Raw genomic sequence first — 20,023 nt, 5'->3', positions numbered from 1 at the left:
GCCATGGCGGATGACGCAGCGGTGGCAAAGCGAATTGTGGGCACGGGTAAATCGACATGTCCCGCAGCATGACATTACCGAGGGGAAATTGAGATGAAGAACGGCGCAGTGATTTCGCAAGATGATGCGGGGCATCGGCCTGCGACGATCGCGAAGGATGATGCGGCGCGGCGCTTTGAGGATGCGCTGCGGCTTCGTGTCGGCCGGGGCAAGCGCTACTCTTTTGATGCCCTCTCTGATGCCACCCGCATCCCGACGCGCACACTGGAAAGCTACGTGCAGGGGGTGACGCCGCCGCTGCATGCGTTTCTGTCGATCTGCTCTGTGCTCGGGCCGTCTTTCACCAGCGATATTCTGGCGGCATGCAACCAAGCGGCGCACGAGGTCAACCCGGGTGATCCGGAGCATTTGCGCGTTGTGGCCTCGCTTGGCGAGTTGGTGACGCAGATCTCGATGGCTGTGGCAGATGGCTATGTGGATCATCGCGAGGCCGCGCAGATGCGCCCCATCGCTGCACGGCTGATCGAGCTGTTGGAGCCGCTCGCGCTTGATCGCGGGGCGCGGTGATGGCGCAGGGACGCAAACGCGCAACACCGCTGGCCGTGACACGGCGCACCGATTTGCCGGTGGGCGATTGCGTGGCCTCGGTCTTGGAGGCGGAAGGCGCGGTGCAGGTGATTTGGGGCCGGTTCGGGCCCGCCGATGAGCTGGGCACGCTGATGAATGATTTTGCCACCGATCGGATGGCGGGCGAGCTGCGCGCGCTCGCTGATGTGGTTGAGGCGGCGCAAACGCGGAGGGAAGCGTGATGGATCTGAGCGATATGACTTTGACGGACCTGGTGGGCTTGCGGACGCGGCTCGATCAGTTGGCTAAGGCGGGGCAACTGCTCGAGGCGATGACGCAAGCCGAGGGGCTTGTGATCCGCTTTGACCTGACGCCGGGCGAGGTTGCGGTGATCACCACGCAATGGCGCATGCCAACCGCGCCGCTCGCCTGCGTTTGTGGAGAGGTGCCGGACTTCGAGCTCATCGATCCGGACACGCCTCTCTCTGAGATTGAAGATCAAGCCGCGTTTGAGCGGTTTGTTGGGCTGAAGGATGATGCGGCCAAGTCGGGGGCAGGGGCCCCGGCCAAGGCCGAAGTGGGCGGCGGGGGCGCGCAGGCCGCCCCGCCGCCTGCGCCGCTGGACCTCCCAGCCGCCACGTCCCCGGTGGCGGCCGCTGCGGCGGAACCCTTCCCGAACCCGCCGCAGACCCCGACCGAGGTTGCCCCCGAAGCGACCCCGGTCGGGGGGAAGGTGGGGCTTTGGACCTCAGAAGAAGAGGCGCGGGCGCTGCGGATGCGGCGCGAGGGCTGGACGATTGAGAAGATCGCGACCGCGCTCAATCGCCCGGTTGGGGGGACGAAACAAAAGTTGACGCGGCTTGCCGCGCGAGAGCAAAATACCAGTGGGCCCGCGATCGCGGGGTCGGTCAAAGGGACGCCGATCTCGAGAAATGGCCCCAAGGGAGGAGTGCCACACGCTGCTCCGGATGCCGCGCCTGCGGTGTCCAAACCGGCCCCGGACGCGGGCGGGGCCGGGGATTTTTCCAAACCCTCTGGCGGGCGGTTGCAGGTGGCGCCGGTGCGCGCGGCCGAGGCCGCTCCGCGCCCGCTTTGGTGGCGCGAACTTGAGGATCAACTGGCGGCGATCTCTGGTCCGAAGTGCGGCTGGACGCCTGAAGAGGATCTCGCGCTCGTTGAAGGCATTGCGCTGGGTCAGCCGGCGGAGCTTACCGCCGATCAATGCGGCCATGCGGTGAAGGATTGCCGCGCGCGGTTCATTGGCATGACGCCCGATGCGGTGGACCGCAAGGGGAACCGCCGCGTCACGCCGGAGATGCAAGCGCAGCTTTTGCAGGTGCTGCGCGCGCGGGCCGAAGACGGCGCGGAATAGGGCGGGGTAGACATGCACCTCGCTTGCCCGCGTCCTCCGCTTGATTGGGCCGAGATCTTGACGCCGAACGGGCCGTTCTCGCCCTTGGTGCATCTGCGCGCGACGCCTGAGGTGGTGGCGCAGCACGCGGCGGGGCTTGCCTATCTGGCAACGCCCTACACGCGCAAGGTGATGCTCAATGGGCGGTGGAATTACGATAAATCGGTGACGCTGTCGCTGCTTGCCGCGCGCGAGGGGCTGCGTTTGGCGCGGGTTGGCGTGACAGCGGTCTCGCCGATCGTGCAGGCGGCGGAAGGGCTGCATGCACAGGCGGGGGCGCCTGGTCCGAAGGTCAATCCGCTCGATCGTGTGTTTTGGACGGCGTGGTGCCGGCCGATGTTTGCGGCGGCCCGCCTGGTGGTGGTGCCGGCGATCCCGGGCTGGGACGAGTCCGAGGGCGTCTTTGCCGAAGTGGCGGAGGCGGTAGGCCGCAACATGCCTGTCTTTATCTATGGGGGGAAGACATGAGCCCAGATCCGGGTCTGAGGGCGGTGATCCAGTCGTTTTTGGCGATGTGTGGCCCTGTCAGCGCGGAGGATGTGGCGCTTTGGGAGGCGGCTTTGTCGGCGTGCGATTGCACGGCGGGTGAGGCGGTTAAGGCCTTTGGGGGCTATCTTGCGATGACGGGGGCGCGGCCGGCGCCGATCACCATTGTGACGTTTATCCATGCCGAGCGCGGCGCGGGCTCGATGCGCGCGATTGCGCTGCGGGTGGCAACGCGGCGCGGGCTGACGCTTGAGGCGCTTTGGGGGACGTGCCGGGACGCGGCGCTGGTCGATGCCCGCGCCGAGGTGGCGGGGCGCATGCGCGCGGCAGGCTATGACGTGGCGCGGATCGCGCGGTTTTTGCGCCGCGACCGCAGCACGGTGAGCCATCTTCTTCAGCGCGGCGCGCAGGATCTGACGGGCCCCTCTGGTGATCGTGAGGTGGTGCGATGCGGTTGACGGCGGTGGCGGGCAAAGAGGTCCAGCTGGAGCACTATCCGATTGGCCGGGAAGAGCGGCTGGATGCGCATGCTTTTGTGAAGTGGCATTACCATCGCTGGCTTTCCTCGCGCAGCTTCCGGCTGGCCAGCTGGGAAGCGCAGGGCATGATGCGGGCGCTTTTTGACATGTGCCAGACCGAAAGCCCGATTGGCACATTGCCCAATGATGATGACGAATTGGCGGTGATGCTGCGGGTGGATCGCCGGCGCGTGCAGGAGCTGCGCACGCAGGAATTTGGCCCGCTGCGGGGCTGGCAGCTGTGCCTGTGCGACGATGAAGTGCGGCTGATGCATCCGGTGGTGCTTGAACAGGTGCGCGATGCGCTGGCGCGGCGCGATGCGCGCGAGCTCTCGCGGGAGGCGGCGGCGGAGCGCAAGCGGCGCGAGCGGCTGCGCCAGGGGCTGATGGATCTGGGTCTTACAGAAGGGGTGGTGTCGGATGATCTGCTGATCGAGCGGATGGATGCCTGGATGCTCGCCAATGTGCGCGGGCGGCGGGCGGCGCATTCTTATGCGGCGGCTTTGCTGCATGCCAAGAAGGAGCGCTGGCTTTGAGGCTGTGACTGTCCTGTGACTGTCCGCGAGTGTCACGCGTGACAGTTTGTGACTGTCACGGACAGTTTGTGACAGTTCTGCACAGAGTAGAGAAGACAAGAGAAGATAAGACAAGACAGACGCTTACGTGACGCAGGGCGGGCCAAGCGGTGCCGTGGGATGCTGAGAAAGGAGGCAAAATGGATAGCGCAGAGCAGTTGGCGGGGGCACGCCGTGTGAAGGAATTGCTGATCGCGCCGCTTGAGCGGCGCGGGCTGGCAAAGCCTGTGAGCCTGACGCGGGCGCAATATGAGGCGATGGTTGAGGATCTGTGCGAGCGGCTGGCTTATATGAGCCCGCAAAGCTTGGCGGCGCTCGAAGAGCAGGTGGCGGCGGCGCCAGCGGGCAAGGACAAGGACCGGCTGCCGATTGCGAATATGATCTTGGAATGGGCGGCACAGATCCAGCCGCCCGAAGACAGTGCCTCGCCCTTGATGCGGGCGGTCTTCTCGCATGCTTTGGGGCTTGGGGCGATTGCCGAGGGCTGGGGGCCGGAACTGTTGGCGGATCTGCGCAAGAACCGGCGCTGGCCGACGCCCTTTGTGGTGAAGGGGCTGCGCGAGGCCGGGGCGGAGGCACTGCGGCGGCTGACGATTTTGGAAGAGCGGATGGCGACGGGGCGGGAGCAACCGCCTGAGGCGCTGCGCTGGCGGGAGTTGCGCAAGATGGCGGAGGCGAAGTGCCGCGATATCGCCGCCTTGGCGCGCCATGAAGGGGCGGCGTGATGGCGATCGAGACGAATGGGGTGGAATTTGAGGCGGCGGTGGCGCGGGCGGTGGCGGCAAAGCGGGCGACGGTCACGCAGCTCGCGCGGATCTTTGGCCTGCCCGAGCCCTTCACCACGGATGAAGATCGGGTGGCACGGCGCAAGGCGGCGGCCGCGGTGCCGGCAAGCTGTGGGCCTGAGATCATCGCAGCGCCCGCACGTGGGGCAACGGTGCGCTTTGCGCCGATTGCGGTGACGCCCAAGGGGGCGGAGGGGTTCGAGGTCACGCATGTGGGCTACCGGGGGCGCGATGCGGCGCGGGCGGCGGATGCGTTTGACGTGATGGAACGGCAAGCCAAGCGCAAGCGCGGCGAGGCGTATCGCCCGCTTTTTACCGCGCGGCAGGTGGCGGCGGGGCGGCGCTATGCGGATCTGGTGGAACGGCATGGCGCGGTGGGGATGCGCTGTGCCTCGGTTGAGGCGCTGGCGGCCGGATCGGGAGGCGGATCGGGTGCGGGATCGGGCAGCGGTGACTACCTCGATGCGGTGATTCACGAGGGGCGGGTGATTGCGGCGATGGAACGGGCGATTGGGGCAGGGGTGGCGCTGGCACCCAAGCGTGCCTCGGCCAAGGGGCGGGTGATTACCTGCCTCGATCTGGTGCAGCTGGTGACCCTGCGCGGGATGACAATCTCTCAATGTTTGCAAGCCCGTAGGTGGGCTGCAAGCCCCATCGCGCGGGGCGCTCTGCACAAGGCCTTGTGTGCTGCACTCGACCGGATGGCATGAGGGTGCAGAAAGGGGCTTGACGCTTAAGTCGTCCGGATGCACAGTCCTTAGCATCATCTATAGCTGTGCCTCGGGGAAACCCGGGGCACTTTGCGTTTGGGGGGACAGGTGGCGAAGAACGCGTTCACCCTCGACGATCAGGCGCTGTTTCGACAGCTGACCAATCTGGAGCGCGCACAGCTGCCCTTTGCGGGGGCGCGGGCGCTCAATGACACGGCGGCGGATGCGCTCAAGCACATGCAAGACCGCATGGAGGTGGTGTTTGATCGCCCGACGCGCTGGACCAAGAACGCGTTCATGGTCTGGCGGGCGAAGAAGTCAAACCTTGAGGCACAGGTGAAAGAGCGTCCCTCGATGGGGCGGCGTCACTATCTCAAGGTGCAAGAGGCCGGTGGGCAGCGCCCGAGCACGGGCGTCGAGGGGCTTTTGAAAACGCATCTGGCCTATGATGGGATCATTGCGGCGGTCGTGCCGGCGGCGAAGGCGCGGCTGGACAGCTATGGCAACTGGTCGAGCGGTGAGCGCAACCAAGTGCTTTCTGCGCTTTCGGCGCAACGCGACAGGACCGCGAACACGACGAAGGCGTCCGGGAAGCGGGCGAAGGCGCGGGCGAGCTACTTCGTGGAGGGCCGGGGCATCTATCGGCGCAAGGCGGATGGCGAGGTCAATCGCGTGCTGCATATCCTCGATGCGCTGCCGAGTTACACGCCGCAGCTTGGCTTTTATGAGGGCGTGGCGGAGATCTGGCGGTACCGGCTGCCGGTGCATCTCGATCGGCGGCTTGCCGAGGCGGTTCGGACCGCCCGGTAGGGGTTTTGGGTCCTTCCTGGGCGCCCGGGCCGCACGGGTAATTCGCACCCCGATGGTTTTGTGCCGCTTAACATCGGGGGAAGCCTTAACAAGGGCGGCTTAACACACCTCTGAAAGGGGGCTTAACGGAAGGGGTGGCGATGCATTTGAGCGGGGCGCAACTTGCGGCCGAACTTGGCCTGTCGCGGGCGCGGGTGTCGCAGCTTGTCTCGGAAGGCAAGCTCGATGGTTGCTTTACCGGCGCGGGGCGCGATCGGCGGTTTGATCTGACGAAGGCGAAGATCGCGCTGCGCCAGCGTCTCGATCCGGGGCAGATGCTCGGCAATGGCGCGGCGACGAAGAAAGCGCTGCGCGCAGAACCTGAGGCCGAGCTCGACTTTGATGCGCCCGCACCACGCAAAGCCGCGGGGCCGGTGCGGGACGGGGTTTTGCCGCCAAATGATCCAGACCGCTATGAGCTCGCGAAGATTGAAAGCGCCGAACAAGATGCACGGCGCAAGCGGCGCGACAATGAACGCGATGAGGGCAAATGGGTTTTGGCGGAGGCGGCGGAGCGGGAGGCGGCGCGGCTTCTCGCGCGCGAGGTGGGCCAGTTTGAAGTGGCGCTGCGCGATGCGGCGCGGGCTTTGGCCGATGCGTTCAGCCTCGATGCCCGGGAGGTGCGCCGCTTACTCTTGACCCAGTGGCGCAGGCATCGCGGCGATCGCGCCGAGGCGCTTGCGGCGGAAGCCGAGGGCGTGCCGATGACCGAAGCCGAGCGTGACGCGAGCGTCTGATGGGGTTTTTAAGCTCGGCGCAAGCGGCGATCCTGCGGGGCATCGCCCAAGCGATGGTGCCGCCGCCGCCGCCCGATATCACGCGCTGGTGCGAGGAGAATATCGAGTTTGATGAGCGCTCGGCCTTTCCGGGGCCGTTCCGGATCGAGCGGTTTCCGTTTTTGCGCAAGATCCATGAGGTGCTCTCGCCCGAGCATCCGGCGCGGGAAGTGACGATCCGGGGCTCGGCGCAATGGGGCAAGACGGTCTCGATCGTCAATCCGACGGTGGCGGCCTGGCATGAATATGGCCCGCTCGACAGTTTGGTGGTGCATCCGACGACCTCGGCCGCGACCGAATGGGTGCGCACCAAATGGATGCCGCTGCGCCGCCAAGCGCCCTCGCTTGTCTCGATCTTTGGCGATGGGCGGGGCGAGCAGACCGACACGCTGCACAACCAAGAAACGGTGCGCCGCGATGGCACGCTGAAGGTGGTGAGCGCGGGCTCGCCCGATGATTTGGCCGGCACGACGCGCAAATTGGTCCTAATGGACGATGTCTCGAAATTCGAGATGACGCCGAAGGGCGATCCGGAAATGCTGGCGGTGAGCCGGGCGTCGAGCTTTGAAGATGCCAAGATCGTGCGGGTCTCAACGCCGCAGATCCTCGGCACCTGCCGGGTGAGCCGGGCCTTTGGGCGCTCGACGCAGAATTACTACCATGTGCCGTGCCCGCATTGCGGAAACCGCGCGCCACTCACTTGGGAGAACTTCAAAAAGCAGCTCGACCCGGAGCAGCTGCACGCGGCGCATTTTGTCTGCGAAGCCTGCGGGTGCCGGATCGAGCATAAGGACAAGCTCGCGATGGTCGCGGCGGGGGATTGGGTGGCGCATAACCCCGCGGGCGATCATCCGGGGTTCCATCTGTGGCGGGCCTATGTGCCGCAACGCGATTGGGCCTCGATTGCGGTCGAATATGCGCAGGTGATGGGCTGGACCGGCGGGCTGGAGCTGAGCCACGACGGCGAAGAGAAGATGGGCGAGGGCGTGATTGACGCCCAGACCGAGCAGACCTTCTTCAACGATGTGCTGGGTCTGCCCTATGAACAGGCAAGCAAGGGCCCCGATTGGGAAAAGCTGCGCGACCGGGTGGAGCGCGCCGAGGCGGAGGCGGCGCCCTTGCAGCGCGGCATCTTGCCCGCTGAGGGGCTGATCTTGTCGGCGGGCGTCGATTGTCAGGGCGACCGGCTCGAGGTGCATATCGTGGCCTTTGGGCGCAATTACCGGCGCCGGGTGATCGATTACCAGGTGATCCCGCATCACATCAGCACCGATGAGGGGCGGCGCGCGCTCGATCAACTGCTCAAAGCCAGCTGGCGCACCACGGCGGGGCTGCGGATCGGGCTTGATGTGCTGGCGATCGATGGCGGGGCTTATACGGAAGATGTCTGGGACTGGGCGTTGCGCCATCCTTACACGCGGGTGATCGTGATCAAGGGGGCGACCAGCGGGGTGGCCCCGGCGCTCAAGCGCATGGAGTTTGACAAGCGCTCGGACCGGATGGCGCGGCGCAAGCGCAAGCAGGGCTTCATTGTTGGGGTGAGCCAGCTGAAGGCGGATTTTTATGGCTGGCTTGAGAAAACCGATCCAGCTGAGCGCGGACATTGCGCCTTCGCGGCGGGTCTTGGCGATGAATATTACCGTCAGGTGACCTCTGAGGTGCGGGTTCTGAAACGTTCGAGCTCGGGCGCGATGACGAGCCGGTGGATCATTGCCGAGGCCGGGCGGCGCAACGAGGCGCTCGATACGATGCTTTATGCCGAGGCGGGCGCGCGGTTCAAAACATGGACCTATATGCCCGAGGCGGCTTGGGATGTGCTCGATCTCGAGCGCGGCAGCCCGGCCGAAGAACCGCAGGGCGATTTGTTCGCAGCCGCGGTGGCGGTGGTGCCCGAAGAGGCGGTGGCAGCTGCGACCGAAGCTGCGGCGCCCGCCGAACAGGCGCCGCCTTTGGAAGCGGATCGACCGACGAAGGGCCTTGGCGGGCGCGGGATCAAATATCTGAGGAGATAGGGCGATGGCTTGGACGCAATCCGACATCGACAAAGCCAAGGCGAATTACGCCAAGGGCGCGCTGAAGCTGCGGCTCGCAAGCGGCGAGGAGATCGGCTTTGCGAGCGGCAATGACATGCTCAAGCGGATCCGGATCATGGAAGCGGAGCTTGCGGGCCTCGCGGCGGGTGTGGCGCGGGTGTCTTATCCGCGCAGCACGCGGGGGCTTTGATGAACCCGATCGATGCGGTGGTGAACTACTTCAACCCGGTGGCCGGGGCGCGCCGGGTGATGGCGCGGGCGCGCACGGCGACGGTGATGAACTATGACGCGGCCTCGCGCGGGCGGCGCAGCTATGGCTGGAAAAGCCCAGGCACGGCGGCGGATGCGGCGGCTTTTGGAGCGCGGGCGCGGCTGCGCAATTTGAGCCGCGATATGATCCGCAACCGGCCTTATGCGATGCGCGGGCGCGATGTCGTGGTGGCGAATGTGGTGGGCGAGGGGATCATGCCCTCGATCGTGGCTGAAGAGGGGGCGAAAGCGCAGATCGAGGAGATTTTGCGCGCGCATCTTTTGACGCCCGCGATGGATGCGCTTGGGGAATATGATTTGCTCGAGCTGCAGCAGATCGTGATGTCGGCGGTCTTTAGCGATGGCGAGGTGCTGCTGCGCCGGCGCATGCGCAACACGCGCTTTAATGCCGGGCTTCCGCTGCCCTATCAGGTCGAGCTCATCGAGGTCGATTTGCTCGATACGACGGTGCAAAGCTGGGGCCAGAACCTGGTTGAGGAGGGGATTGAATACGGGCCCACCGGCGCGATCGAGGCCTATCACATCCTCTCCGAGCACCCGGGTGCTGTGCGCAATCGTAAAGCGCCCACGACGACGCGGGTGCATTGGAGCGATATCATCCATGTGCGCCGCTTTGATCGCCCGGGCCAGCTGCGCGGGGTGCCCTGGCTTGCGCCGGTGATGATGACGCTTGGCGAGCTCAGCGATTACCAAGAAGGCCAGATCCTGAAACAAAAGATGGCCGCGCTGATGGCGGCGGTGATCGAATATCCCGATGGGGTGACGCGCCCGGCGCAGGCCGGGGCCGGGCTTGAGGAACTGGCGCCAGGCGCAATGGTGGAACTGCCCGAAGGGGCAAAGGCGCAGTTTACGAACCCGCCCGTGGTCGATGGCTATGACGAGTTCATGCGGCGCGGCTTGCAGGCGGTCGCGGTGGGCTTGGGGGTGACCTATGAATCGCTCGCGGGCGATTTGAAGAATGTCAACTTCTCCTCGGGGCGGATGGGCCGCAATGAGATGGATCGGCTGATCCGCATGTGGCAGCGCAGCATGATGATTGGCCAGCTGGGGGTGGGGCTGGAGCGCTGGTTCCGCGACGGGCTGCGGCTCATCGGTCTTGGGCATCTCGCCTTTAGCCTGCATTGGACGCCGCCGCGGCGCATCTTGATCGATCCGACGAAAGAGGTTCCGGCGATGATTGAGGAGATCGAGGCCGGGCTGAACAGCCGCCAGAACACGCAGCGCGAATTGGGCCGTGATCCCGATCGCATCCGCGCCGAGCGCGCGGAGGATCAAGAAAAAGACGCCGCGGCCAATCTCGCGCCGATCCTGCCGAAATCCCCCCAAGGCGCGACGGGCAGCACAAAAGAGGAGAAAGACAATGCCGAAGACCGGCCGTGATCTGATCGTCCAAGGCGAGATCATCCTGAATGGGGATGTGCTTTCCGACGAATGGGCGGTCTACATGTTTGATGAAGACGTGTTCTTCACCCCGCGCATGGTGCGCGATGCCTTGAATGAACTCGGCGAAGGCCGTGTGACGATCCGGCTCAATTCGATGGGCGGGCATGTGTATGCGGGCGAGCAGATCCGCACGATGCTGGCGGGGCATCCGGGCGGGTGTCGGATCATCGTTGAGGGGATCGCGGCTTCTGCGGCCTCGTTTTTGTTCATGGCGGGGGCGGAGCGGCTGATGTCGGCGGGCTCGATGCTGATGATCCATGATCCTTCAGGCTCGTGCTGGGGCACTGAGGAAGACATGCGCCGGCAGGCCGATGCGACGGGCGCGCTCGCCTCGGTGGTGGCCACGGTTTACGCGGCGGCGGCCGGCATCACCCCCGATGAGGCCCGCGCGCTTATGAAAACCGAGACCTGGTACGGGCCCGAAGAGGCGGTGGCCGCGGGCTTTGCCGATGCGGTGATTGAGGAAGAACCCTCTGGCTCTCAAAGCATGATCGCCACGCTGGCGGGGGCGAAAGCCGCCTTTGCCGCGGCGGGTCAGCATCTGCGCATGAGATTGACGCAAAAACCGGAACCGGGCTCTGAGCCCCGTTCCGCAATCGCCGCCGCGCGCGGCACCCTGGCCAAGGCGGCCGATATGAAGGAGACGAAGATGGAAGACGACACCCCGGCCGCCCCGGCCCAGACCCCGGCGGCAAACCCGGCCGCGACGCCAACCCCTGTGGCGGGCCCGCCTGCGATGCAGGCCGATCCGGGCGCGCCGCCCGTGATGGCGGCAAACCCGGCGGAGGCGATTGCGCAAGAGCGCGCGCGGGTGCGCGGCATTCGCGATATGGCCGCGCCTTTTGTGGCTTCTGGGCGGCTCACGCAAGCCGAGGTCGATGCGCTGATTGATGATGGCACCTCGGCGCAGGCGGCGGGCGCGCGTTTTATGGCGGTGATGGCGGCGGCCGAGCCTGCGGGGCGGTCTGGCGGGGCGGGGTCGAGCGTCAGCATCACCCGTGATGAAACCGAAACCCGCATGGAAGGGATGATCGGTGCGCTGATGGGGCAAAGCGAGGGGCCGGCGCGGGACTATGCGGGGCTGCGGATGCGCCGCCTTGCGATGGATCTGGCGGGGCCGCAGCGTGGCTATAACGATGCCGAGGCGATCCGGGCGGGGATGCGGGCGACGACGATGATGGGCGGGGCTTATGGCATCTCGGATTTTGCCTATATCACCACCGAGGTGATGAACCGCTCGCTTCTGGCCGCTTACAATCGCCGCGCGGCCAATTGGCAAAGCGTCTGCGGCGCGCCGATCTCGGCGAGCGACTTCCGCGAGATCCATGCGGCGCGCTTTGGCGGGGACTTCTCGCTGAAGAAAGTGCAGGAAAACGGCGAATACCAAGCCGCGACGCTGAAGGATGAGGCCGAAGGTCTGAAGGTCGAACGCCGCGGCCGCACGATCACCATCACCTTTGAGGCGATTGTGAATGACGATATGGGGGCATTCCAGCGCATTCCGGGCGAATTTGCGATGGCGGCGCGCACGATGGAAGCCTCGATGGTGTGGTCGCTCTTCCGCACCAATGCGAAACTCAAATCCGACGGCAAGGCGCTCTTCCATGCCGATCACGGCAACCTTGCCGGCGCGGCGGCGGCGATCAATGTCACCAGCATCGCGGCGGGGCGCAAGGCGATGTGGGAACAGCGCGCCTTTGGCTCGATCGACAAAGACGACTTTTTGCAGATCGAACCGAACCGGCTGCTCGTGCCGCCCGCCCTCGAGCTTGTTGCGCTGCAGTTCAAAGCGGCGACCGCGCCCACGGCCGATGGCTCGGTGAACCCGTTCAAAGCCTCGCTGGACCCGATTGTCGTGGGCAACCTCGGCGCCTCGGCTGGGGGCTCGGACACGGCTTGGTATCTGATCTCGTCGGATCTGCCGCCGATCCAGCACGCCTATCTTGAGGGCTATAACGCGCCGACGGTGCAAACCCGCGAGGGGATGAACCCGGATGCGGTGGTGATGGATGCGCGCCACATCTTCGGCGCGGCGGCGGTTGAATTCCGCGGGGCTTACAAAAACGCGGGCCAGTAATCTGGGCCAATGACGAAACCTGAGATGATCTGACGAAAGGGCGCCTTGGGGCGCCCTTCGTCGTTTTGGACCCTTTAGGAGAGAGACGATGCAAAATTACATTCAACCGGGCGAGCATGTGACGGTGACGGCCGCGGCCAATCTGACCTCGGGCAGCCTGGTCAAAATCGGCGGGCTTGTGGGGGTGGCACAAGGCGATGCGGCGAGCGGGGAAGAGGTGGTGCTGGTGCGCCGCGGTGTCTTCACGCTGCCCAAAGTCTCGGCGCAGGCCTGGACGGTCGGGCAAAAGCTCTATCACGACACGGCGACGGGGGCTGTGACCTCGACCGCGACGAGCAACACGCTTATTGGCGTGGCGCTTGCCGCCGCCGAAAACCCTTCAGCCACGGGCGTGGTGCTCCTCGATGGGGCTGCGCGCTGATGAGCTCGATTTTTGACGGGGTGGCGGGAATGCTGGGCGATGTCTTTGGCGCTCCCGTCACCTATCAGCCCAAATCCGGCGCAGCGGTGGTGGTGCAATCGATCTTCCGCGAGGAACCGATCACGATCACCGGCGAGCAGGGCCAAGATGTGCTGATCGAGGCACCGAGCTGGCGCGTGCCGCGCGATCTGCTCTCGGGCGTGAAGCGCGGCGATCAGATCGCGCTCGCCGATGGGCGGGTCTTTCAGGTGCTCGCGCAAATCGGCACAGGCTCACCTGCCTCGGACGCCTTTGTGCTTTACGAGTTGGAGCCCGTCTCATGAGCGGGGCAGAGCGCAAAGAGATCCGCGCGGCGGCAAAAGCGGCGCTCGCGGCGGCGCCTGGCCTTGCGGATGCGACGCAGATCTCGGCCTGGGTGCAAAGCGTCGATGCCGAGAGCCTGCCCGCCTATGGGGTGGCGACGCCCATCGAGCGCCAAGACCGGATCGGGCACGATCTCGATCAATGCGATCCGACGCTTGTGGTCGTGCTGAAGCTCTTGGGCGGCGCGGAGATCGAGGATGTGCTCGATGATCATGGGGATCTGATTGCGCCCTTGGTGATTGCAGCCGTCGCGGCGGAAAACCGCTCCTGCCTTTTGGCCCAGACAGAGACCCGCGCAGAGGGCGATGGCGGCAAGCGCGTCGGCACGCTCACTTTGACCTTCACCGTCACTTATTGGGCCGACGTTTAACGCCGGCCGCGACACCCCACCCATAAGGAGAACACGAGATGGCAAGCACTGGCGTGAAGCTGGGGCATGGCTCCAAGGTGCGTATTGGCCGGGGCGCCACGCCTACTTGGACGCAATTGAGCGGGCTGAAGGATTTTAGCCACCCCGATCAATCCCCGCCCGATGAGGATGTGACGGGCCATGATAGCCCCGGCAATACCGAAGAAAACATCCCCGGCCTCTTTCCGGCGGCCGATTTTACGCTCACCAAGGACTATGTGCCCGAAGACGCCGAAGATGTGCTGCTCACCGATCTTTACCGCGCGCGGGGTGAGCTGATCTTGGTGGAAATCACCCCCAAAGGCGCGGCGACGCCCCGGATCTGGCAGGGTTATGTCAAGAAATGGGTGGGCTCGATGCCGGTGAAAGGCCCGATGCAGGGCGAGCTCACGATCCGGGTGATGGCGGAGGTCGTGGCATGAGCCGGCGCGGGGAGGGCGAGGCCAGCTTCACCTTCAAAGGCGCGGCCTATCGCTTGGTCATCGACTTCAATGCTTTGGCCGATTTTGAAGATCAGATCGGCGAAAACGCCTTTGCGCGGCTCGATCGCAGCAGTGAGGTGCCGCTCACGGCGGTTGAGCAGCGCGCCTTTCTCTGGGCGGCCTTGCGCGATCAGCATCCGCAGATCGATCTGCGCGGGGCCGGCAAGATGGTGAAGGCGGGGCGCCTCGCCTTCCGCGCGGCGCTTGCAAGCTTTCTGGCCGAGCCGGAAACGGGCGAAGAGGAAGAGGGCGAGGAGCAGAGCGGCGGGGGAAAGTAACCGCCCCGGGTGCGGCCGCGCGCCCGGGCAAGGCTTTGACGATCGAGCGCCTGGCGGTGGCGTTTGTCGCCGCAGGCTTTGAGGAGGCGCAGTTTTGGCGCCTCACCTTGCGCGCGTACCGGCGCTGGATGCGCGGGGCGCGAGAGCGCCGCCGGCAGGTGCTTTTGCACCACGCCGAGGCCATGCGCGCCGGATCGCTTCTTGGCGAAGAGGATTATCGCAGCTGGGTTGCGGCGGTGCATGGGGCCGAGACCCGCTTGCCCGAAGAGGCTTTGGGCGGCGTCCTGGCGCGGGCGGGCGCGCAGATCGAACAGATCAGCCTTGCTGAGGCGCTTGGCAAAATGGGGGCGCCGGCAGAGGCGCCTAGGATCGCAGAATTGGAGTGAAGAACGTGGCGCAACTACAAGACCTCACAGCAAAAATGCGCCTTGATGTGAGCGAGTTCAAAAAGGGCGTTACGGCTTCGCGCGGCAGCCTCAATGATCTGAATGGATCGTTTCGAAGCTCTGGCAGTGCGGCGTTGGCGATGTCGAACAGCACCAAGGCCGCGCTCGCCAATGTCGGCTTCCAGGTACAAGATATCATCACCCAGGTCTCGGGGGGCACCAGCATGACGCGCGCGCTCTCGATGCAGCTGCCGCAATTGCTGGGGGGCTTGGGTCTGGTGGGCGTGGCGGCCGGGGTTTTGGCGCCGCTCTTTATTGGCATTGGGGCGGCGTTTTTGGGCGCGGCCGAGGATGCGAAAGCCGCTGAAGAGCAGATGAAAAAGCTCTCAAAAGCGCTCGACGAATTGCAATCGGCCACCAAAGCCGCGCAGCAATCGCGCTTTGATCTGATGGAGCAATTTGGCCCCGAACAGGTCGCCCAAGCGCGGCAGATGCTCGAGATCCAGCGCGAGCTTGCCCGGGTGAACCTCGCGCGCGAACTAACCGCGGCCGCCGATATGATCGGCAAGGTGCAGCTTGGCGATTTGGCCGGCAAATCGGCGGAAGACTGGGAAGCCTTCGGGGTGCAGCTGCGCGCGGCGCGCGCCGAGATCGAGGCGCTCGCCAAGGCCGAAATGTCGGGCAATATGACCGAGGCGATGCAGGCTCGTGCGCTGGCGCTCGATGAGTTCATGGCACGCTCGCAAAACTATCAAGCCGATCTCAACGCCGTGCAAAAGATGTTTGGCGCGACCGAAGAGGCGGCGGGCCAGCTCATCGCCGCGATGCTGCGGCTGCGCGATGCCGAGGGCCCGCGCGATCAGGCGGCGGCTGCGGCCGCGTTGCGCGATCGGCTCTCGGAGGTGCTGGGCAATATGGATGGGGCCAATGAAGAGGCCCTAAAACTTGTCGAGCAGCTTTTGAATGTCGAAGACGCGGCTTTGCGCGCGGCGGCTGCGGATATTGCGGGCGCGATTGCGCCTGCGGCGAATGAAGCGCGTCGGCTTGCCGATGAACTTGGCCGCGCGGTCACCAATGCGATGAACCTTGCGATGCAGGGGATCTCGAGCCTGCGCCAGGCGCAGATCAATTACGACTTCCGCGATGATCCGATGGGGGGCGCGGCGGCGCTAGCGCGCGAACAGTTCGATGCCACCATCAAGCTGCCGATCGACAAAGAGACGGGCCTGCCGATCGAGGCCCCGCCCGAGGTGACCGCGCAGATCGAGGCGCAGCGGCGGGCCTTTGTGGGCGCGGCGGTGGCCACTGAGGAATATCGCCAGCGGCTTCTTGCCTGGCGCAAGGAAGAGGCCGAGGCGGCGCGGGCAGCCAAAGGGGGCGGCAGCAAGGGGCGGGCGAATGCCTATGAGGCGGCAATCGATAGTCTGATCGGCGGCACCGATGCCGCGCGCCAGCAGATTGCGGCGATTGAAGAGATCACCGGGGCGGGCCGCGATTTGGGCCGCGCATTGAAGATCATCGCGGAGCGCCAGAAAATCTTGAACGCCGCGCAAAAGGCCGGCATCGAGGTCACGCCCGAGATGGTGGCCCATATCAACACGTTGGTTGCGGCCTATGTCGATGCCAATGACGAACTAAAGACGATGCAAAGCAACGCCAAGCGCGGCGAAGACGCGATGTCGGACTTCTTTGGCGCGATCCTTGAGGGTGCCGATGCGGCGAAGGCAGCGCTTGCGAACCTCCTTCTGGAGATCGCCAAGGTGCAATTCTCCAAGGGGATGATGGGGCTTTTGGGCATGACCTCTTGGGGCGGCGGGCTTTTGGGGATGATTGGCTCGGGGCTTTCGGCAAATGCCAAGGGCGGGGTCTTTGCGGGCGGGGTGAAGAAGTTCGCCACCGGCGGGGTGATTGACCGCGCGACGGTCTTTGGGCTGCGCTCGGGCCTTGGGGTGATGGGCGAGGCGGGGCCTGAGGCGATCATGCCCTTGGTGCGCGGCTCTGATGGCAAGCTTGGGGTCGCCGCGCAGGGGCTTGGCGGCGGCGGTGGGGGGGATGTGCAGATGCATGTCACTGTGGGCTTTGATGAGAGTGGCAATCTTTACGTCAAGCAAGTGGCGCAGCGCGAGGCGGCTTCGGGGATTGCGGCTTATGACAAAGGCTTGCCGGACCGGGTGCAGGCGATCTCGATCAATCCAAGAAAGCGGTCCTGATGGCGTTGAGTGTCCCTTATCCTCTTGAAGATCTGAGCGCAAAACTGCGCGCGGGGCCGATCGCGCTCACGCTGCGCCGTTTTGACGAAACCTCGGGCACGGCGCGCGGGCAGGTGTGGTCCAGCCAGCTTGCCCCGCCGCTTTGGACCGCGACGGTGCCGCTCGTCACTCGGCTTGCCCCTGAAGCGCGGGCGGTCGATGCCAAGATCCATGCGCTTTCTGGGATGGCGAAAAGCTTTCTTTGGGCCGATCCCTCCTATCATCCGGCCTCTGGGGGTGTCCCCGGGGGCGCGGTCACGGTGGCGGGGGTCTCGGCAGATCGCACCGCGATCGCTTTGCAAGGCCTGCCGCCTGGCTATCCGGTGGCGGTGGGGGATCGTCTTTCTGTGGCCCATGGCGCGGATCGGATCTGGTTTGCGAGCTTTGTCGAAGAGGGCGCGGCCGATGCCTCTGGAACGCTCGCCCCTCTGGCGGTCTATCCCTATGTGCCTTTTGGCGTGGGCCCGGGGGCCGCGGTTGAGATGGCGGTGCCGCATCTCAAGATGATGGTCGAAAGTTACACGCCCTTCACCGTGGCGCCCGGGCGGCTTGCGCGCAGCGCGAGCCTGACGCTTTTGCAAAAGGTCTGAGATGCAATTCCTCGATGCGTCTTTTGCGGCGAGCCTTGCGGCGGCGCCTGAGGGCGGACTTGCGCCGGTGCATTTTGTCTGGATCGTCGGGCGCGATCGTGAAACCGGCGCGGCCGTGCCGATCGGGCTTTGGTCGGGGGCCGAAGAGATCTCGATCGAGGTGGCCCATCCGGGTGGGGCGGCGCAGCGGCGCGATTATATCGGTGGCTGCGGTCTCACCGTCGAGGGGCTGCGCTATGTGGCCGATCTCACCGATAATGCGGTCTCGGTGGCGCTGAGCGCCATTGCCGATCCGGTGCGCGATCTTGTGTGCGGGTCGGGGCAGGGTCTCGATCTGCGGCTCGCCTATGTCGAGATCCACGCGACGACGATGACGGGCGGGGCTTTTACCTCGGCGCCGCAATTGCAATGGGTGGGGATTGTCGATGATGGCCCGATCTCGACGCCGGCGGCGGGCGGTGAGGGCGGGATCGCGCTCTCTATCCGCTCAGAAATCATGACGCAGCTTGGCATGAGCTCGCCCGCAAAATCTTCGGATGCGCATCAAAAGCGGCGCGCGGCGCGGGATCGGTTTTGCGAGGCGGCGGCGCTCATCGGGGCAAGGACGATTCAATGGTACAAAACCTGACCCGGCCACGCGGGTGGCGCGCGCGGATGTCGGCCGAGATCGAGCGCCACCGCGCCGAGCCCTTTGCCTGGGGGCAGCGCGATTGTGCGCTCGGGCTTGCTGCGGGTGTCGTTGAGGCGATCACCGGGGTCGATCTGCGCGGCGATTGGGGCGGCTATCGCACGGCGGCGGGGGCGGCTTTGGCGCTGCGCCGGGCGGGTTATGCCTGCTTGGGCGATGCGGTGGCCGATCTGCTGCCCGAAATCCATCCCTCCGCGGCGCAGCTGGGCGATATTGCCCTCATTGAGGAAGGCCCGATCGGCGCGCTGGCGGTGGTGAATGGCGGCACGCTTCTGGTGTTGACGGAAACGGGGCTTGGCGTGCGCGAGCGCGCGGCGGCCACGCGGGCGTATCGGGTCGGCTGAAGATGCGGAAACTCCTCTTTCTCTCCACGGCGCTGATCGCGTTCGGGGCCGGTCCTGCACGCGCGGATGTGGTGACCGGTTGGCTTGCGGTCCATGTGTTTGGGGCGTTTACGGCCTCGGCGGCTTTGGCGCAGATCACGGTTGGGCTTGGGCTTAATCTCTTGGCGGGTGCGCTGCAAAAGGCGCTGATGAAAACCCCGCGCCAGGAGATCGATGTCACCTTCGAGGTGCAGCTTGGCGATGACAAGCCGCTTGGCTTTGTGCTGGGCGATTATGCCACCGGCGGCAAACGCAAATATATCGCGAACTGGGGCAAGGACACGCGCTTCATCGCCGAGGTGATCGAGGTCTCTTGCCTGCCGCAGGATTTGGCCGGGCTTTGGGTCGATGATGAGGTGGGCGCATGGGATGAGGAAACCGGCCATGCCTGGCTGCCGGTGCGCAAACGGTCCAAGACCACCAATAGTTCGACCGGCGCGGTCACTTACGGGGCCTGGGTCGCTCTCGATCCGGGCTCGGTGGGAGAATTGGCGGGCGGGCCGGGGCCTGAGGGGCCCGCGCCCGATACCGACACGGCGCAGTTTATCTATGTGGGCCGATGGCTCACGAACGCGGCCGATGACGGGTATACGAGCGAATTTGGCTTTTACGCGCCCGGCAACCGGATTTGTGTGCGGTTTTATGATGGCACCCAAAGCGCGGCCGATCCGTTCCTGGTGCATCTCTTTGGATCTGACCCGGATTACCCTTGGACCGAAGATCACATTGGCACGGGCAAATCTTATGCCGTGGTGGTGACGCGCTATGACGATGACAGCCGCGGCTCTTACCCCGCCTTTTTGTGGGAGCTTGCGCCGCTGCCGCTTTATGACCCGCGTCTTGACAGCACGGCGGGGGGAACTGGCGCGCATCGCTGGGGGGATCGGTCCACCTATGCGCCCACCAGCAATGCGGCGGTGATCGCCTATAACATCGCGCGCGGGATTTATTACGGTTCCGAATGGATCTTCGGCGGGCGCAATCTGGCGCCCTGGCGGCTGCCCTTTGCCGAATGGGCGGCGGCGATGGCGGCTTGCGATGCGGCGGTGGCGCGCGAAGATGGCGGCACCGAGCCTGCCTATCGGGTTGGGGCCGAGATCACGGTCGATATGGAACCGCTGGGGGTGCTCGAGGAAATCGGGCGCGCGGCCAATATGCGCTTTGCCGAGGTGGGCGGCCTGCTGAAGCCCTTGGTCGATCTGCCCGGGGCGGCGATTTTGGCAATCACGGATGAGGATATCGTCATCACCGCGGGGCAAAGCACGCGCCCCTTC

24 protein-coding genes and 1 pseudogene are annotated in these 20,023 nt (G+C 65.3%); all 25 read left to right on the top strand.

Annotation, left to right across the window (positions count from 1 at the left end; translation table 11 throughout):
* Nucleotides 1-93: 93 nt before the first annotated feature.
* Nucleotides 94-567 (top strand): hypothetical protein, encoded by a 474-nt coding sequence (locus tag CRO18_RS13870; protein WP_097082583.1) that lies wholly within the window; start codon nt 94-96, stop codon nt 565-567.
* A complete protein-coding gene (locus CRO18_RS13865) occupies nt 567-809 on the top strand; it encodes a hypothetical protein (RefSeq protein ID WP_097082582.1) in 243 nt (80 codons plus the stop codon). The genes CRO18_RS13870 and CRO18_RS13865 overlap by 1 nt, the downstream gene beginning before the upstream one ends.
* The gene (locus CRO18_RS13860; protein WP_097082581.1) at nt 809-1,939 is read left to right on the top strand and encodes a hypothetical protein; all 1,131 of its coding nucleotides are present in this window, start codon (nt 809-811) and stop codon (nt 1,937-1,939) included. The genes CRO18_RS13865 and CRO18_RS13860 overlap by 1 nt, the downstream gene beginning before the upstream one ends.
* Before the next feature lie 12 nt (nt 1,940-1,951).
* Entirely contained in the window at nt 1,952-2,446 is a 495-nt protein-coding gene (locus tag CRO18_RS13855) for a DUF1937 family protein (protein WP_097082580.1), read from the top strand.
* Nucleotides 2,443-2,922 (top strand): helix-turn-helix domain-containing protein, encoded by a 480-nt coding sequence (locus CRO18_RS13850; RefSeq protein ID WP_097082579.1) that lies wholly within the window; start codon nt 2,443-2,445, stop codon nt 2,920-2,922. Before CRO18_RS13855 ends, CRO18_RS13850 begins: the two co-directional genes overlap by 4 nt.
* Nucleotides 2,913-3,518 carry a hypothetical protein gene (locus CRO18_RS13845; RefSeq protein ID WP_076484684.1) on the top strand — a complete coding sequence of 202 codons (606 nt, stop codon included), beginning with the start codon at nt 2,913-2,915 and terminating at the stop codon, nt 3,516-3,518. Before CRO18_RS13850 ends, CRO18_RS13845 begins: the two co-directional genes overlap by 10 nt.
* 179 nt (nt 3,519-3,697) lie before the next feature.
* Entirely contained in the window at nt 3,698-4,282 is a 585-nt protein-coding gene (locus CRO18_RS13840; protein WP_097082578.1) for a hypothetical protein, read from the top strand.
* Entirely contained in the window at nt 4,282-5,052 is a 771-nt protein-coding gene (locus CRO18_RS13835) for a hypothetical protein (protein ID WP_097082577.1), read from the top strand. Before CRO18_RS13840 ends, CRO18_RS13835 begins: the two co-directional genes overlap by 1 nt.
* Nucleotides 5,053-5,160: 108 nt before the next feature.
* Entirely contained in the window at nt 5,161-5,862 is a 702-nt protein-coding gene (locus CRO18_RS13830) for a hypothetical protein (RefSeq protein ID WP_249276070.1), read from the top strand.
* A gap of 140 nt (nt 5,863-6,002) precedes the next feature.
* Nucleotides 6,003-6,638, top strand: coding sequence for a hypothetical protein (locus CRO18_RS13825; protein WP_097082576.1), 636 nt, complete (start codon nt 6,003-6,005; stop codon nt 6,636-6,638).
* Nucleotides 6,638-8,689: a phage terminase large subunit family protein gene (locus CRO18_RS13820; protein WP_097082575.1), complete on the top strand. Its 2,052-nt coding sequence runs from the start codon at nt 6,638-6,640 to the stop codon at nt 8,687-8,689. The genes CRO18_RS13825 and CRO18_RS13820 overlap by 1 nt, the downstream gene beginning before the upstream one ends.
* A 4-nt stretch (nt 8,690-8,693) precedes the next feature.
* Complete coding sequence (locus tag CRO18_RS13815) at nt 8,694-8,900, top strand: phage head-tail joining protein (protein WP_076484689.1); 207 nt, start codon at nt 8,694-8,696, stop codon at nt 8,898-8,900.
* Nucleotides 8,900-10,360, top strand: coding sequence for a phage portal protein (locus CRO18_RS13810; protein WP_097082574.1), 1,461 nt, complete (start codon nt 8,900-8,902; stop codon nt 10,358-10,360). Before CRO18_RS13815 ends, CRO18_RS13810 begins: the two co-directional genes overlap by 1 nt.
* Nucleotides 10,341-12,500 carry a head maturation protease, ClpP-related gene (locus tag CRO18_RS13805; RefSeq protein WP_097082573.1) on the top strand — a complete coding sequence of 720 codons (2,160 nt, stop codon included), beginning with the start codon at nt 10,341-10,343 and terminating at the stop codon, nt 12,498-12,500. Before CRO18_RS13810 ends, CRO18_RS13805 begins: the two co-directional genes overlap by 20 nt.
* Before the next feature lie 88 nt (nt 12,501-12,588).
* A complete protein-coding gene (locus CRO18_RS13800; protein ID WP_076484692.1) occupies nt 12,589-12,921 on the top strand; it encodes a DUF2190 family protein in 333 nt (110 codons plus the stop codon).
* Nucleotides 12,921-13,244: a hypothetical protein gene (locus CRO18_RS13795; RefSeq protein WP_097082572.1), complete on the top strand. Its 324-nt coding sequence runs from the start codon at nt 12,921-12,923 to the stop codon at nt 13,242-13,244. The genes CRO18_RS13800 and CRO18_RS13795 overlap by 1 nt, the downstream gene beginning before the upstream one ends.
* Nucleotides 13,241-13,654, top strand: a complete 414-nt coding sequence (locus CRO18_RS13790) for a hypothetical protein (RefSeq protein ID WP_097082571.1) — start codon at nt 13,241-13,243, stop codon at nt 13,652-13,654. The genes CRO18_RS13795 and CRO18_RS13790 overlap by 4 nt, the downstream gene beginning before the upstream one ends.
* Before the next feature lie 38 nt (nt 13,655-13,692).
* A complete protein-coding gene (locus CRO18_RS13785; RefSeq protein ID WP_097082570.1) occupies nt 13,693-14,115 on the top strand; it encodes a phage tail tube protein in 423 nt (140 codons plus the stop codon).
* On the top strand, nt 14,112-14,453 hold the full coding sequence (locus CRO18_RS13780; protein ID WP_097082569.1) for a hypothetical protein: 342 nt from the start codon (nt 14,112-14,114) through the stop codon (nt 14,451-14,453). The genes CRO18_RS13785 and CRO18_RS13780 overlap by 4 nt, the downstream gene beginning before the upstream one ends.
* A gap of 35 nt (nt 14,454-14,488) precedes the next feature.
* Nucleotides 14,489-14,839: a hypothetical protein gene (locus tag CRO18_RS13775; protein WP_097082568.1), complete on the top strand. Its 351-nt coding sequence runs from the start codon at nt 14,489-14,491 to the stop codon at nt 14,837-14,839.
* Between the two features lie 5 nt (nt 14,840-14,844).
* Nucleotides 14,845-17,049, top strand: coding sequence for a phage tail tape measure protein (locus tag CRO18_RS13770; protein ID WP_143128651.1), 2,205 nt, complete (start codon nt 14,845-14,847; stop codon nt 17,047-17,049).
* Nucleotides 17,049-17,678, top strand: a complete 630-nt coding sequence (locus tag CRO18_RS13765; protein WP_097082566.1) for a hypothetical protein — start codon at nt 17,049-17,051, stop codon at nt 17,676-17,678. The genes CRO18_RS13770 and CRO18_RS13765 overlap by 1 nt, the downstream gene beginning before the upstream one ends.
* A 1-nt stretch (nt 17,679) precedes the next feature.
* Nucleotides 17,680-18,306: a hypothetical protein gene (locus CRO18_RS13760; protein ID WP_097082565.1), complete on the top strand. Its 627-nt coding sequence runs from the start codon at nt 17,680-17,682 to the stop codon at nt 18,304-18,306.
* Complete coding sequence (locus tag CRO18_RS13755; RefSeq protein ID WP_097082564.1) at nt 18,291-18,710, top strand: DUF6950 family protein; 420 nt, start codon at nt 18,291-18,293, stop codon at nt 18,708-18,710. Before CRO18_RS13760 ends, CRO18_RS13755 begins: the two co-directional genes overlap by 16 nt.
* Before the next feature lie 2 nt (nt 18,711-18,712).
* Nucleotides 18,713-20,023: pseudogene (locus CRO18_RS13750) on the top strand (hypothetical protein); the annotation flags it as partial.

The sequence above is a fragment of the Rhodobacter sp. JA431 genome, assembly GCF_900217725.1.
Classification (GTDB): domain Bacteria; phylum Pseudomonadota; class Alphaproteobacteria; order Rhodobacterales; family Rhodobacteraceae; genus Rhodobacter; species Rhodobacter aestuarii.
Note: the sequence above shows the minus strand (reverse complement) of the source record. Positions and strands in the feature narration are given on the sequence as shown.

Bases quoted from the DNA above. Each gene is read 5' to 3' on its own strand.
- CRO18_RS13870 (WP_097082583.1), top strand. From the start codon at position 94: ATGAAGAACGGCGCAGTGATTTCGCAAGATGATGCGGGGCATCGGCCT.
- CRO18_RS13865 (WP_097082582.1), top strand. From the start codon at position 567: ATGGCGCAGGGACGCAAACGCGCAACACCGCTGGCCGTGACACGGCGC.
- CRO18_RS13860 (WP_097082581.1), top strand. From the start codon at position 809: ATGGATCTGAGCGATATGACTTTGACGGACCTGGTGGGCTTGCGGACG.
- CRO18_RS13855 (WP_097082580.1), top strand. From the start codon at position 1,952: ATGCACCTCGCTTGCCCGCGTCCTCCGCTTGATTGGGCCGAGATCTTG.
- CRO18_RS13850 (WP_097082579.1), top strand. From the start codon at position 2,443: ATGAGCCCAGATCCGGGTCTGAGGGCGGTGATCCAGTCGTTTTTGGCG.
- CRO18_RS13845 (WP_076484684.1), top strand. From the start codon at position 2,913: ATGCGGTTGACGGCGGTGGCGGGCAAAGAGGTCCAGCTGGAGCACTAT.
- CRO18_RS13840 (WP_097082578.1), top strand. From the start codon at position 3,698: ATGGATAGCGCAGAGCAGTTGGCGGGGGCACGCCGTGTGAAGGAATTG.
- CRO18_RS13835 (WP_097082577.1), top strand. From the start codon at position 4,282: ATGGCGATCGAGACGAATGGGGTGGAATTTGAGGCGGCGGTGGCGCGG.
- CRO18_RS13825 (WP_097082576.1), top strand. From the start codon at position 6,003: ATGCATTTGAGCGGGGCGCAACTTGCGGCCGAACTTGGCCTGTCGCGG.
- CRO18_RS13820 (WP_097082575.1), top strand. From the start codon at position 6,638: ATGGGGTTTTTAAGCTCGGCGCAAGCGGCGATCCTGCGGGGCATCGCC.
- CRO18_RS13815 (WP_076484689.1), top strand. From the start codon at position 8,694: ATGGCTTGGACGCAATCCGACATCGACAAAGCCAAGGCGAATTACGCC.
- CRO18_RS13810 (WP_097082574.1), top strand. From the start codon at position 8,900: ATGAACCCGATCGATGCGGTGGTGAACTACTTCAACCCGGTGGCCGGG.
- CRO18_RS13805 (WP_097082573.1), top strand. From the start codon at position 10,341: ATGCCGAAGACCGGCCGTGATCTGATCGTCCAAGGCGAGATCATCCTG.
- CRO18_RS13800 (WP_076484692.1), top strand. From the start codon at position 12,589: ATGCAAAATTACATTCAACCGGGCGAGCATGTGACGGTGACGGCCGCG.
- CRO18_RS13795 (WP_097082572.1), top strand. From the start codon at position 12,921: ATGAGCTCGATTTTTGACGGGGTGGCGGGAATGCTGGGCGATGTCTTT.
- CRO18_RS13790 (WP_097082571.1), top strand. From the start codon at position 13,241: ATGAGCGGGGCAGAGCGCAAAGAGATCCGCGCGGCGGCAAAAGCGGCG.
- CRO18_RS13785 (WP_097082570.1), top strand. From the start codon at position 13,693: ATGGCAAGCACTGGCGTGAAGCTGGGGCATGGCTCCAAGGTGCGTATT.
- CRO18_RS13780 (WP_097082569.1), top strand. From the start codon at position 14,112: ATGAGCCGGCGCGGGGAGGGCGAGGCCAGCTTCACCTTCAAAGGCGCG.
- CRO18_RS13765 (WP_097082566.1), top strand. From the start codon at position 17,049: ATGGCGTTGAGTGTCCCTTATCCTCTTGAAGATCTGAGCGCAAAACTG.
- CRO18_RS13760 (WP_097082565.1), top strand. From the start codon at position 17,680: ATGCAATTCCTCGATGCGTCTTTTGCGGCGAGCCTTGCGGCGGCGCCT.
- CRO18_RS13755 (WP_097082564.1), top strand. From the start codon at position 18,291: ATGGTACAAAACCTGACCCGGCCACGCGGGTGGCGCGCGCGGATGTCG.